This window comes from Sphingobacterium sp. BS-2, from assembly GCF_046161205.1.
Classification (GTDB): domain Bacteria; phylum Bacteroidota; class Bacteroidia; order Sphingobacteriales; family Sphingobacteriaceae; genus Sphingobacterium; species Sphingobacterium mizutaii.
Genome location: NZ_JBIXGO010000020.1, coordinates 192,323 through 206,034 on the forward strand (window position 1 = coordinate 192,323; position 13,712 = coordinate 206,034).

The 13,712-nt window shown below is 39.9% G+C and carries 13 protein-coding genes; 7 read left to right on the top strand and 6 right to left on the bottom strand.

All coding sequences use genetic code 11. The annotated features are described in order from the left end of the window. Window positions 1–242: 242 nt before the first annotated feature. Window positions 243–833, top strand: coding sequence for a riboflavin synthase (locus ACK2WI_RS15855; RefSeq protein ID WP_313368334.1), 591 nt, complete (start codon window positions 243–245; stop codon window positions 831–833). 14 nt (window positions 834–847) lie between these two features. Here the strand turns inward: ACK2WI_RS15855 and ACK2WI_RS15860 are convergent, their stop codons facing one another. Both ACK2WI_RS15860 and ACK2WI_RS15865 read right to left on the bottom strand, forming a co-directional pair. Beyond that, on the bottom strand, window positions 848–1,789 hold the full coding sequence (locus ACK2WI_RS15860) for a LysR substrate-binding domain-containing protein (protein ID WP_409151544.1): 942 nt from the start codon (window positions 1,787–1,789) through the stop codon (window positions 848–850). A gap of 124 nt (window positions 1,790–1,913) precedes the next feature. Then, window positions 1,914–2,222: a hypothetical protein gene (locus ACK2WI_RS15865; protein WP_093096607.1), complete on the bottom strand. Its 309-nt coding sequence runs from the start codon at window positions 2,220–2,222 to the stop codon at window positions 1,914–1,916. 83 nt (window positions 2,223–2,305) lie between these two features. On the opposite strand from ACK2WI_RS15865, the gene mazG reads away from it, so the two are divergent. Genes mazG through ACK2WI_RS15885 form a run of 4 tightly spaced genes read left to right on the top strand, consistent with a single transcriptional unit; the run spans window position 2,306 to window position 5,822 of the window. Then, a complete protein-coding gene (gene mazG / locus ACK2WI_RS15870) occupies window positions 2,306–3,109 on the top strand; it encodes a nucleoside triphosphate pyrophosphohydrolase (RefSeq protein ID WP_409151545.1) in 804 nt (267 codons plus the stop codon). A 52-nt stretch (window positions 3,110–3,161) separates the two neighbouring features. Continuing rightward, a complete protein-coding gene (locus ACK2WI_RS15875) occupies window positions 3,162–4,337 on the top strand; it encodes a serine hydrolase domain-containing protein (protein ID WP_409151546.1) in 1,176 nt (391 codons plus the stop codon). A gap of 53 nt (window positions 4,338–4,390) precedes the next feature. After that, window positions 4,391–5,059 carry an HAD family hydrolase gene (locus ACK2WI_RS15880; protein WP_409151547.1) on the top strand — a complete coding sequence of 223 codons (669 nt, stop codon included), beginning with the start codon at window positions 4,391–4,393 and terminating at the stop codon, window positions 5,057–5,059. After that, the gene (locus ACK2WI_RS15885) at window positions 5,049–5,822 is read left to right on the top strand and encodes a sulfite exporter TauE/SafE family protein (RefSeq protein ID WP_093096619.1); all 774 of its coding nucleotides are present in this window, start codon (window positions 5,049–5,051) and stop codon (window positions 5,820–5,822) included. Before ACK2WI_RS15880 ends, ACK2WI_RS15885 begins: the two co-directional genes overlap by 11 nt. Window positions 5,823–6,577: 755 nt before the next feature. Here ACK2WI_RS15885 and ACK2WI_RS15890 read toward each other — a convergent pair. Next, a complete protein-coding gene (locus ACK2WI_RS15890) occupies window positions 6,578–7,471 on the bottom strand; it encodes an OmpA family protein (protein ID WP_409151548.1) in 894 nt (297 codons plus the stop codon). A 1,638-nt stretch (window positions 7,472–9,109) separates the two neighbouring features. On the opposite strand from ACK2WI_RS15890, the gene ACK2WI_RS15895 reads away from it, so the two are divergent. Next, window positions 9,110–10,420, top strand: coding sequence for a DEAD/DEAH box helicase (locus tag ACK2WI_RS15895; RefSeq protein ID WP_409151549.1), 1,311 nt, complete (start codon window positions 9,110–9,112; stop codon window positions 10,418–10,420). Here ACK2WI_RS15895 and coaD read toward each other — a convergent pair. The 3 genes from coaD to ACK2WI_RS15910 are packed head-to-tail and all read right to left on the bottom strand — an operon-like array spanning window position 10,412 to window position 12,197. Further along, a complete protein-coding gene (coaD, locus tag ACK2WI_RS15900; RefSeq protein ID WP_093096636.1) occupies window positions 10,412–10,885 on the bottom strand; it encodes a pantetheine-phosphate adenylyltransferase in 474 nt (157 codons plus the stop codon). The two genes, ACK2WI_RS15895 and coaD, sit on opposite strands and share 9 nt — an antisense overlap. 2 nt (window positions 10,886–10,887) lie before the next feature. Further along, on the bottom strand, window positions 10,888–11,421 hold the full coding sequence (rsmD, locus tag ACK2WI_RS15905) for a 16S rRNA (guanine(966)-N(2))-methyltransferase RsmD (RefSeq protein ID WP_093096639.1): 534 nt from the start codon (window positions 11,419–11,421) through the stop codon (window positions 10,888–10,890). Beyond that, on the bottom strand, window positions 11,412–12,197 hold the full coding sequence (locus tag ACK2WI_RS15910; RefSeq protein WP_093096642.1) for a DUF3822 family protein: 786 nt from the start codon (window positions 12,195–12,197) through the stop codon (window positions 11,412–11,414). The genes rsmD and ACK2WI_RS15910 overlap by 10 nt, the downstream gene beginning before the upstream one ends. A 73-nt stretch (window positions 12,198–12,270) precedes the next feature. On the opposite strand from ACK2WI_RS15910, the gene ACK2WI_RS15915 reads away from it, so the two are divergent. Next, window positions 12,271–13,695 carry an ATP-dependent RecD-like DNA helicase gene (locus tag ACK2WI_RS15915; RefSeq protein ID WP_409151550.1) on the top strand — a complete coding sequence of 475 codons (1,425 nt, stop codon included), beginning with the start codon at window positions 12,271–12,273 and terminating at the stop codon, window positions 13,693–13,695. Window positions 13,696–13,712 lie beyond the last annotated feature (17 nt).

A 13,712-nucleotide genomic window follows, 5' to 3' on the forward strand; every position in this document is an offset into this window, starting at 1 on the left:
GTCCTATTCTTGTGTATAAAATATTTAACTTGTTGGAAATCAGAAGAATAAAATTAAAAAAATAAAGGTTTTCAAACGGGGAGAATGAAAACCTTTAATAACCAATTATAAACCTAAATTATGATACCACAAAGATAGTGTACATTTTACACATTTGCAAATCTTTTTTAAAATAATTTTTATACCCTGCCCGTTTAGGAAGAAAATTGTTTATATTATATTTGAAAAAAACATTCAAAAATATGTTTACAGGCATTATAGAAACTTTAGGAACGGTTAAGAAAATTGAGTTGGAACAGAGCAATATCCATTATTTCATCGAATCACCTATCTCCCCCGACCTTAAAATTGACCAAAGTGTTTCCCACAATGGCGTATGTTTAACTGTAGTCGGTATCGAAGAAAATACCCATCAAGTTACAGCCATCCATGAAACGCTTGAAAAAAGCAATCTAGGAAAACTCAAAGTTGGGGATATCGTGAATCTGGAAAGATGTGTTAAAGTGGATGGACGCTTAGATGGACATATTGTTCAAGGCCATGTGGATCAAACCGCCGTCTGTACTGCAGTAGATCCCCAGGAAGGAAGTGTCGTGTATACTTTTGAATATGATGCTGCTTTGAACAACATCACGGTAGAAAAGGGATCAATTACCGTTAATGGTATCAGCCTAACTGTCGTGAACTCTGGAAAGAACAGCTTTTCTGTAGCCATCATCCCTTATACACTGGACCATACCAATCTCAAAACAATAGAGCTTGGTTCTACCGTAAATCTAGAATTTGATATTCTTGGTAAATATGTGAGCAAACTGCTCGCCATGAAACAATAAAAAAAATTGGGCTTTTATATTGAAAAGCCCATTACTTCTTTTTTACGTTTTGTCTTGAATTTTTCCGGAACAATATTCAGGATCTCATTCTTCAACATATTGATTGCATGTTTCTTGACATAGTTCTGTGGAGTCACCAAACTGATCTCCCTGACCGGTTCAGGATTACGGAAATAACGCACATGCGCCAATTGATCTTCGTCATAATTGGAAATGCTCATCTCCGGCAGGATCGTCAATCCTCCATTGAGGTCAACCATCCGTTTCAAGGTTTCCACACTTCCCGTATTATAATCAAACGTTCCCTCTTTGGACTGATTATGTTTGTAATTACAAATATTCAATACCTGCCCACGCATACAATGTCCTTCATTCAATAACCAAAGCTTTTCACTCGATATATCCTCGATATTGATAATCTTCTTCTCATAAACGGAACTCTTATCCGATACATAAGCCACAAAGGTTTCGTAAAATAAGGGAATTTCCTGAATGCTCGGATCATGCAATGGAGTGGAAAGGATTCCACAATCTAATGTGCCGATCTTTAATTCCTGGATGATTTGCTCAGTTGTATACTCCCAGATCTGCAACTTCAATTTGTTGTACTTCTTCATAAAGTTCGAAATCACATTGGGCAATAAATAAGGAGCAACCGTAGGAATGACCCCTATTTTCAAATCCCCCGCCAATTCCCCTCTTTCTGCTTGTAGGATCTCGGAGATCTTCTTGCTCTCGGTCAATACGGTGCGAGCCTGCTCAATAATCTTTTCCCCAATCTCAGTGGGTACAACAGGCTGCCTACTCCTATCAAAAATCTTGACACCTAATGATTCTTCTAATTTTTGGATCTGCATGCTCAAGGTCGGTTGGGTGACAAAACATTTTTCAGCAGCAGCTACAAAGCTTCTATAGGTATCAACGGCAATTATGTATTCTAATTGAACTAGGGTCATGTTATAAATTTTAACTATACAAATGTAAGGAAGTTATTATGTCATTTAGAATCCGAATTTAAAAAGGACATAAAACAAACAAAGCCCGGGAAATCCCAGGCTTTGTGTTAATCAACAGTTCATTTTAATGATGATGCTGCTTGTATTTCATTTCCAAATCTAAAATTATATCTCTCTTCTTACCTTCGATCAACGAAAGATTGCCCGCAACAAACACGCCCTTCTCCCCTGTCTTAGTGTTCCGGATTCCATAGACCGATGATTCATCTGCCGGATCTGACTCGCCTTCATACCGATAAAGCACATCAATTTCATAAACTGCAGCCTCATCGGATAGTTTATCAAATTCAACATTATAATCAATTGAATACCCATTCTTCGACAGATTATCTAAGGCCTCCGTCATTGTTGCATATTTAAATGTTTTATCCATGTTATTTTATTAATGTACGTTTCTATAAAAACACATAACTTTGGCTATTGTTTCAAAATGATCATATAAATTCTCATTCCACTATGGCTCATATTCCACCTCTTGCAAAAAACAACCCCGCTGAAGCTTTTGAAAGATTACTGGAAGTCCTTAACACTTTAAGGGTTGAATGCCCATGGGACCGAAAACAAACCATGGAATCTTTAAGGCATCTGACCATAGAAGAACTGTATGAACTTACCGATGCGATCCTTGAAAAGGATTACCCAGAAATCAAAAAAGAACTAGGCGATATTATGATGCACCTGGTATTCTATGCTCGAATTGCATCGGAAGAAAACCGATTTGATATTGTAGATGTCCTGAATGCAGTCTGTGATAAATTGATCAGTAGACATCCCCATATCTATTCCGACACAGAAGTAAAGGATGATGAAGAAGTCAAACAAAACTGGGAAGCCCTCAAACTGAAAGAAGGCAATAAATCGGTGCTCCAAGGTGTACCACAAAGCCTTCCGGCTCTCGTGAAAGCCTATCGAATCCAAGATAAAGTCCGTGGTGTTGGCTTTGATTGGGAAGACAAAACCGAAGTATGGAACAAAGTCGAAGAAGAACTTGCCGAATTCAAAGCCGAATTCGACCTTAAAAATGGCAGCATCAATGCAGAAAAAGCAGAAGAAGAGTTTGGCGACCTCCTTTTCTCCCTGATCAATTACGCCCGTCATATTGGTATCAATCCTGAAAATGCACTGGAGAAAACCAATAAGAAATTTATCCACCGATTCACTTACCTCGAAACCAAGGCTGCAGAAAACGGACAGGTCTTAAAAGAGATGACCCTAGAAGAAATGGACGTCTATTGGAACGAAGCTAAAAAGCTGAAATAATTGTACTTGTGTTTTTTTCTTGATAACTTTAATACGGTACAAAACCTGTCGTATGCAAATTATTTTGAAGCTCCTTAAATGGTTAGGAATCGCCCTTGTGTCGGTTCTCCTAATCGCTGTTGTGTATTTATATGCCACTGGAAAAGACTTCCTGCTCAAAGGGGTCTACGTCACTTACCTACATGGCCATAAAACAGCCTATCTCGATGATTATCGTTTTTTTGACAACCATGAAATTGAAACTGGAACCCCTCAGCCCTGGAATATCTCCAAGGAATATAATAGCGTAAAAATAACCGATAGCCTCAAGAACATACATGACCGGTGGAAATCTGTAGCCTACATGATCATCCATCAAGACAGTATCTGGTTTGAGGAGTATTATGGCGGTTATTCCGATTCCTCCCATTCCAACTCTTTCTCCATGGCCAAAAGCATGGTCGCTGCACTCTTGGGAAAAACAATTGAAAGCGGTCAGGTAAAGAGCTTGCAACAGAAAGTGAAAGATTTTGTCCCAGAACTGATCGGACCCTATGCAGACTCCCTTAAAATGGTAGACCTAGTTTCCATGAGCTCTGGAATGAAATGGGACGAAAGCTATTATGATCCCTTCTCTATCACTACTAGGTTATATTTTGATAAAGATATTGTTGGAACATTAGACCAGCTCCCTATCAACAACCAACCAGGACAAAAGTTCATCTATAAAAGCGGTGACACCCAATTACTTGGAATAGCGTTACAGCGAGCTACAAAAAAGAGTTTATCGGAATTGCTTTCCCAATATTTCTGGAAGCCAATGGGTGCAGAACACACTGCTCTTTGGCAGGTTGACAGCAAAAAATACGGAATTGAAAAGGCTTATTGCTGCGTCGCATCCAATGCCCGTGATTTTGCCCGATTCGGTAAATTGTACATGAACCACGGAAATTGGAATGGTAACCAACTCTTAGATTCGGCATACATCAAACAATCTGTAACTAATACTTTTTCGGCTTCGCCTGAGTATGGTTATGGATGGTGGATCGGCAAATACAAGGACAAAGATTATTTCTATATGGACGGCCACCTTGGCCAATATGTAATTTCTATTCCGCAAGATGACTTGATCATTGTGCGTTTAGGACATGGAATCGGCGGCAAGCCAAGGTCTAACCCTGGCTCTGCATTCTATAATTTCATAGACCAAGCTTATATCATGCTTGGCGACAGAATCAAAGAAAATTAGGCAAACAGCTGAATTAAAGCTGTTTTAAAGATAATATTTGTATTTTTGCCCCAATGAAAGAATTAGCCGTCATCTTTGATATGGATGGTGTAATTGCCCACACTAATCCATACCACGCCAAAGCCTTTGAAGCATTTTTTGACAAATACCAAATCCCTTATTCTGATGAGGAATTTGAAAAACATATGTATGGCAAACATAACAGTTATATATTTACCCATTTCTTCAAAAGACCGATTGCAGGACAGGAATTGCTGAGCCTAGAAAAGGAAAAAGAAGGTTTGTTCAGGGAAATATATAAATTGGAAGCCAAGCCAATCCCTTATCTTCCAGATTTCTTAAGCAACTTGAAAGACAACGAAATCAAGCTCGGAGTAGCTACTTCAGCCCCCCTTGCCAATATGGACCTGATCCTGGACACATTGGATATCCGCAATTTCTTCCAGTCTACTTTAGGTTCTGAAAATGTGGAATTGCACAAACCTCATCCTGAAGTATACCTTAAATCGGCAAATAACTTAAACATGGATCCGCAAAACTGCTTTGTCTTCGAAGACTCTTTTTCAGGCGTAACAGCGGGTTTGAATGCTAATATGAATGTGATTGGGGTACTTAGCTCCCATAAGAAAGAAGATCTTCCGGTCTGCCTGGATTATATCGATAACTATAAAAACATGAATGTCGATAAGCTAAAGTCACTTTACAAACAGCATGTGGGATAATGCCTTAGAACTGATTCCTTCACCAGGCGCATGGATACTTTATTTTTTCTGCGCCATGCTGATTGGTGTCTCCAAGACAGGAATCCAGAACGTAGGGACCTTTACCATCCCTATGTTTGCCCTTCTTTTCGGAGCCAAGTTCTCTACAGGAATCGTTCTAATCCTCCTTTGCATGGCCGATCTGCTCGCTGTGATCTATTATCGGAAGCAATTTATTTGGTCCGAGATCAAGTCCATGCTCCCCTTTTCCATGTTAGGCCTATTTATCGGTCTCTTTGTAGGTGAATATATCGACGATGGTACCTTTAAGTTTATTATGGGTGCCTGTATCTTTATCTCGGTTTTATTGATGATCTGGGGCACGAACAAAGCCAAGAAAAGTCAAGATGCAAAGGATTTCACCGACAATTGGTGGTATTCCCCCTCCTTTGGCCTCTTAGTCGGTTTCTCCACCATGATTGGCAATGCCGCAGGTCCAGCCCTCACCATCTACCTTCTGACCCGAAAGCTCAACAAAGTAACCTTAGTGGCCACTGGAGCTTGGTTTATCATGATCCTGAATTTTTCCAAAATACCCCTACAGCTTTTTGTCTGGAAAAACCTGACCTGGGAAGGAATCATCCTTAATTGCCTTGCCATTCCTTTTATCCTTCTAGGTGGCTATATAGGTATCAAACTGGTCAAAATCATTCCCGAAAAGGAATTTAAGATCGTTATCCTGGCCTTGGTGATTATATCCTCGCTGATGTTGATGTTTGGGTAGAGGGAGTTGTTAGATGTGAGATGTGAGATATGAGACCTGTCAAAGCGTAAAAACAAGTAAAGGTACTGTTTTAATGCGCCCATGCTTGTTGAGGCACGAAACTCGGAACCATGCCTTTTATTGTCCCCATGCCTGTCATGTTGAGATACGAAACATCTCGGAACTATGCCTTTTATGGTCCCCAAGACTGTCATGTTGAGGTACGAAACATCTCGGAACCAGGCCTTTTATTGTCCCCAAGACTGTCATGTTGAGGTACGAAAAATCTCGGAACTATGCCTTTTATTGTCCACATGCCTGTCATGTTGAGGTACGAAACATCTCGGAACTATAGATAATTAGAATATAAAAAAGATTGTATTGGCGTACAGGTCCTGCACCTTCGGTGCAGAATGACAAAATGTAGTGGACATTGCCGTACAGATTCTTCACTAATCGTTCAGAATCAAAATAAAAAAAATTCCCTTAATCCCTTTATTCCTGGTTCAATCCCAGATCTTGGTCTATCCTCTTATCCCGTACCCTGAGCGGCGTCGAAGGGCATCCTGGTTCCTTCCCAAATCTTGGTACATCCTCTCATCCCATTAATCCTGGTTCCTTCCCAGATCTTGGTCCATCCTCTCATCCCGTACCCTGAGCGGCGTCGAAGGGCATCCTGGTTCAAAAAAAACACAAGAACAGCCTTATGTCTTGTGTCTATTATCTTATGTCTAAAAACCAAAAAGGAGTCATTTTAGACTCCCTTTTGGTTTTTATTAGAACGATGTTGTATCCACCGGAACTTCTGAATTTTCGGTTTCAGGAGCCTTATCGATCAACTCCATAAACTGATCCAGTTTAGGGGTAATGATAATTTGTGTCCTACGGTTTTTAGATTTACCGTCTGCACTGGCATTGCTGGCAACAGGGTTATATTCACCTCGTCCACCTGCAGTCAAGCGCTTAGGATCAACTCCATAAGTGTTCTGTAAAGCTTGAACGACGGATGATGCTCTCAACGTACTTAAATCCCAGTTATTACGGATGTTAGGTTTTGAGATTGGGTCTGTATCGGTATTACCTTCAATCAGCACATCATAATCTTTGTAATCTTGGATGATCTTGGCGATTTTCGACAAGGTTTCACCAGCACGGTCTGAGATTTCATAGCTTCCTGATTTATATAGCATATTATCAGACAATGAAATATAAACCACACCTTTTAATACTTGAACATCCACGTCGTTCATTTCTTCACGACTCAAAGAACGTGTCAAGTTGTTTGTCAACACCATATTAAGTGAATCACTTTTTTGCTTGGTGTTTACTAAATGTTGAATGTATTTGTTGGAAGCATTGATTTCATCAACCAATTTGGAAATATTGACATTCCCTTGGGTATTTTGGTTAATACTATTGTCCAATGTTCTTTGTAATTTAGCTAAGGCCTCTCTTAAGCCCGCATTGTTTTTGCGTTCTTGCTCAAGTTGCTCCTCTAAGCTCTTCACTCTGGTTTTACTTTCTGCAAGGTCTAACTGACTCTGATTATATTTATCACCCAGTTCCTTATATTGAGCTTCTAAAGCTCGGTGGGTCTTCTTGCTTACTCCACATGAAGTGATAAACAAGGCTGACACCAACAGTAGTGGTACGCTAATTCTTTTAATCATAACGCTTGATTTTATTTGTATTCTTATAATGTTACGCTACTGTTAAGCAAAAGGAATGCCTTTTATGCACAATTAGCGCAATGCCAAAACAGATTTTCTAAATAATCCCCTATTTTAGCTATCTAAGCAGCGATTATTTAAAAATATTTTATTTTAAATTTAAGCTCTTTCCTTTAAATAAACCAAGAACAATTCTCATTATTTTATCATAATTCAATAAAACATTATTGCTATTCAGATCTAACAAGGAAAGGGAAACATCAATCCATAATATTGAATATGGACAACGAGATGACCATCGAGCGGCATCTCGGCTTCGCTCGATAACCGTCGAGATGGCAACCACCGACCATCGAGCGGCATCTCGGCTTCGCTCGATAACCGTCGAGATGGCAACCACCGATCATTGAGCGGCATCTAGGCTTCGATAACCGTCGAGATGGCAAACATTTTCTTTGTTTCTTTTTAGTTTCAACCTGACGCAGGAAGGTTCTCGGACCATACAAACAAAGATTGCATTGGCGTACAGTTCCTGTACCTCCGGTACAGAATGACAATATGTAGTGGACATTGTCGTACAGATTCTTCACTCATCGTTCAGAATTGGATATTCCAGAGAGGGATTTTTAGAAAAATATTTCACCCACGCTGTGGGTTATCCGTCAAGCGGTTTGATTCTCTACAAAGATTCCACCCCCACTGGGGGTTGCCTATCCATGCAATCAGCATCCTTCCGAAGGAAGTCCTTTAGCCCCCGGCTCATTTCCTTGGCGGAAAAATGGATAGAATGCCGATGCCCTGCGCGATGGGATTGGCCTTGGAATGCTTTCAATAGATCATCCCATCAAAAGGGATGATCTATTGAAAGATATTCCCGACAACAAGGCATTCCATCCATGAGCGGGAGCCAGTGCGAAAAGCCACCTTAAATGGGCCGAAGCGTTTACGGATTCGAGTTGTTTTTTTGGTATCCGTGAGCTCCTTCGTCGGTTTGGTACTTTTGCGCTTCAAAAGTAACGAAGAATTGTTGGCATCTCGATGGTTAGCGGAGCCGAGATACTCGACCGTCGGTGTGATCTTGGTCCATCCTCCCATCCCGAACATCCTGGTTCAAATGCATGTTGCGGGCGAATTCAATTCGCCCCTACGAAAATTGGATACCTTTCTGTTGGTAAATTGATCTTGGTCCTTCCTCCCATCCCATCCATCCTGGTTCAATAATCCTGTGCCGGGTCTCGATGGTTATAGAGCGGAGTCGAGATGACGCTCGATGAGCTTACTGCCCTAGAAGGGCAGAATTATTTTAGAGCAGAATTATTTTAGGATAAAATACTGTCACGGAAGTAGCCTAAATCTTAACCTGATTCGAGGCATAGTCGGGACTTATTCGGGAATGGATTTGCTAGAATTTTATCCATATTACAAATTTTCGGAATATGTCTCGAATAAAGTCAAATTAGTCTTAAAGAAAAAAGGATTGAAATCGGGGAGATTTCAATCCTTAACTAACCAATTATTAACCTAAATTATGAATACTATCTTATACTCAAAACCTGTGCCAAAAATCAAAATCAATTATTTTTTTGTTCAATTTGCCTTGGAAAGCCTAAATACCGATCATTAATGATAATTTTGTCCATGCAACATTTGAACACCTATCTGAAAAATCTGAACATTGAAGCGCTAAATCCTATGCAGGAAGAGGTACTGAAAGAGTTCAGCAATACCCGCGACCTTGTCTTGTTATCACCTACCGGATCCGGTAAAACACTAGCATTTAGCTTGTTATTGTTCAAATTATTGGGCGACAACATCAGCAAGGGTACCAAAGCCATGATCGTGGTCCCTACTCGCGAACTGGCCTTACAGATCGAATCGGTCATTAAGCAAATGAACAGTGCTATCAATGTTGCTTTATTATACGGTGGCAATAACAGCCAGCTGGAAAAAGATAAATTAAAACAAGAACCTGCCCTGATCATCGGTACACCCGGAAGGATCATCTATCATATCGATCGGGTTCCAACATTATTGGAAGGTTGCCATACGCTGGTATTGGATGAATTTGATAAATCATTGGAATTAGGTTTCCAAGACCAATTAAGTTATATCGTCAGGGCTTGTAGAGATGTGAAGCATAAGATCTTGACTTCCGCCACCGATATGGCCGAGATCCCGGCCTTTTTGGAACTGAATGAGCCTATCAAATTAGATTATGTTGACAACCATGGTTTAAGGCCTGACCTGACCTACTACAAGGTTATGAGCAGTTCTAAATTAAAGCTAGAGTCTTTGTTCAAATTATTATGTAAGATCGGTGATGAACGGGTTTTGGTCTTCTGTAACCATAGGGAGGCTGTAGACAACATATCCGAGATTTTAGAAGGAAAAGGAATCGAGAGCATTCCTTACCATGGTGGCCTGGAACAATTTATCCGTGAATTGACCATCATCAAAATCAAGAACGGTAGCCAGAATATTTTGGTAACCACAGATTTGGCAGCTAGAGGATTGGATATCCCTGAAATGAACCATGTGGTCCATTATCAATTCCCTTATAAGGAGGATGAATTTATCCATAGAAATGGACGTGCCGGAAGGAATGGACAAAAAGGCTATGTATATGGTATCTTGACCGATGAGGATCGCGCTGCCCATTATTTAGAGGGTGCAGAGACCCTAGAACTGGATGGCTTCTATCCTATCCCTGAAGAACCCGAATTTAAGACCGTAAGGATCAATGCCGGAAAGAAACAGAAGGTCAACAAGATTGATATCGTGGGTTATATCCTGAACTTACCCGAGATCTCTAAGGATGATCTAGGCTTGATCGTGGTGAAACCACATGATTCTTATGTCGCTATTCGTTCGGACGTAGCCAATAAGGTTGTCAAAAACGGAACAAACGGTAAGATCAAGGGTCAAAAAGTTAGGATCAACCTAATTTAATCGCTTGATATACTGTAGGATTACAGCAGGGACAAGATGACTGATGTCGCCATTGTTTTTCCAGATATCACGAACGATAGTAGAAGAAATATGAGCCTCTCCGCTCCTGCTTACCAAGAAGTAAGTTTCGATCTGAGGGGCTAATAAAAGATTGTTCTGTGCAATGATATTTTCATAATCCAGGTCGGTTCCATTGCGCAGTCCCCTTAAAATAAAATCAGCTCCAATAGACTCACAGTAATCGACAGTCAATCCATTATAGAATCCAACTTCCACTTGTTCATTATCCTTGTAAAGCTCAGAAATGGAAGATTTACGGCTTTCCACATCCATCATCCCTACTTTTGAGCTATTAACGCCAATAGCAATGTATATTTTATCAAAAAGAGGTAAGGCCCTTTTGATCAAATCTTGATGAGCAATGGTGAAAGGATCAAAAGATCCCGGAAAGACAGCTATTTTCATAATTATTTAGAATAAAAGCTAAATGAGGAATTTCCATATTGTCGGGTTTCGACAAAATTGGGGTGATCGATCATTTTGCGGTTACTAGGATGTTCGACTATTAGAAGCCCACCCTCATTTAACAGGTTATTTTCAAGAACCATGGAAGCCAACATTGGCAATTGCCCTAAATCATAAGGAGGATCGGCAAAAATCAAGTCGTAGCTTTCCTTATCCGATTTGATAAACTTAAAAACATCGGCCTTTCTCGCTTTAATTTGGGAAAGATCCAATTTTTTTGCAGTCTCCGTAATATATAGAACACATTTTCCATGCAAGTCTACAGCATTTACTTTATTGACCCCACGCGATGCCAACTCAAAAGATATATTTCCTGTTCCAGCAAATAAATCTAAGCACTCCAGTCCATCAAAATCGATGCGATTGTTCAAGATATTGAACAGGGCTTCTTTAGCAATATCTGTGGTCGGTCTTACAGGCAGGTTCTGGGGAGGGTTAAGCCTCAATCCAGCAGCCTTTCCTCCAATTATTCGCATGTAGGTAAATCTATTAAATAACTTCTGTTATAATCTTCCGATTCGTCATCTAAGGAAACTGCCGGTTTACTTGCCGAAATTTCAATCAGCTCGTCAGAGTAGGTTCTCAGTTTCTGGATAAAGGATTGATCTGCATTGATTGCCGAGTACAAGACTTTATTCACCTTTCCATCAATAGCAAAGTTTTCGAAGATGTTTAAGATAAAATAACTTAGGTCATCATCGCTAACAATTTCAAAAGTATTGTAGAACTTAAACTGACCATTGATAAACAGGTAAATATCAGTGGAGTTATCATCAAAAACTACACCTAATACATGTCCTTTTAAAGGAATGAATGGTCTAGCTTGAATCAGGTTGAGCTTAAACTCAGGAACAAATTTAGCCTCTGGAAAAAGAGTTTTCCAACGGTGTTGCAATAGCACATCTGATTGGTAAAAAGCCTTGATTTGTAAGAAATCGATAGAAGTGCTGTTCATTTCCTGAGCAGGATTCTCCATAAATTCCTGATATTTCTCTAGATCGACCTCCTGATAAAGATCATCAGGGACAAAAGTCAGATTATGGCTTGGGATACTGACATAAACATGCTGAAAAGGTAAGCTCAATAATTTGAGGGCCTCCTCAGAAGGATTATGGCTTTCAAAGTTCATGTACACCAAAAGTTGATTGTCTTGATCTAAAACATAGAGTTTATCATATTGATAATTTGCTTTAACGATCAGGGTGTATTGCGTTATATAATGAATATGAAATTGTTTTGAAGTATAATTCATTCTTTGCAGATGGTATAAACACAAAATTAGTTTTTAAAATTGGATTGACCAACCTTTTGGATAACTTTGGGTTGTGCAGATAAAAAACAGCCTTTTACAACAGTTTTCACACCAAGCTACCCCGCAACAGGAACAGGTATTTTCCATTTTAGGGGAATTCTTGCATACCTTTTCCCAGGAATCATGCTTTATCCTAAAAGGTTATGCAGGTACGGGTAAGACCAGCATCATCAGTGCTTTGGTAAAAACCCTAGGAAAATTCCAGAAGAGATCGGTATTATTGGCACCAACCGGTCGAGCTGCCAAGGTGATGTCCTCCTACTCGGGTAGGAATGCACTGACCATTCATAAGAAAATCTACAGAAAGAAAAATGCCGTTTCCTTGGATATGCAATTCAGTTTAGCGGACAATATCCATGAAAACACCCTTTTTATTGTGGACGAAGCATCCATGATCAGTAACGAGGGCCATAGTATGTTTTCCAATGGCTTATTACATGATCTGATCGAATTTGTACAATCGGGTGAGAATTGCTGCTTGATGCTGGTTGGCGATACAGCACAGTTGCCGCCCGTGGGTTTGGAACAAAGCCCTGCATTGGATCCTGAATATATGAATGCAGAGTTTGGTCTTCAGATATTCAATTATGAAATGACCGATGTGGTCCGTCAGAACAAAAACTCTGGAATTCTATACAATGCTACCAAAATCAGGAACGAGATCCGCTTAGACGAAGAATTTGTAGAATACAGCTATCCCCAATTTGTCACCAAAGCCTTCAAAGATATCTTTCGGATGAATGGAGAACGGCTGATAGAAGGTTTGCATTATGCTTATGACAAATTTGGTATCGAAAACGCGATGGTTATTTGTCGATCTAATAAATCAGCCAACCTTTACAATCAGCATATTCGAAATCAGATCTTGTTTAGGGATGAGGAAATTACAGGTGGTGATATCGTGATGGTGGTTAAGAACAATTATTATTGGTTGCAGGACAACGATGAGAAAAACACTGGTTTCATTGCCAATGGTGACATGGCAGTCATCAAGAAAGTAAGTAATGTACATGAAATGCATGGTTTTAGGTTTGCTGACCTATACCTTGAGTTTATGGACAATAACGAGGGAGATGCCATCCGATGTCGGGTCTTATTGGACAGCCTCTATGTTGACTCACCCAGCTTGCCCTACGAGCAACAACAAAAACTATATAACAGTATCGCGGAGGATTACCAGGATATTCCAGCAAAAAAAGACAGAATGGATTCCATCAAAAAGGATCCCTATTACAATGCACTACAGATTAAATTTGCCTATGCCATAACTTGCCATAAAGCACAAGGTGGGCAATGGCCATTGGTCTTTGTAGACCAAGGGTACATGAACGATGAAATGCTGAACACTGAATTTATGCGCTGGTTATACACAGCCATCACCCGTGCCACCCAAGAGCTTTTTCTGGTTAATTTCAACGAAAAGTTTTACGAAGCCTAATCCTATCAAAAATAATA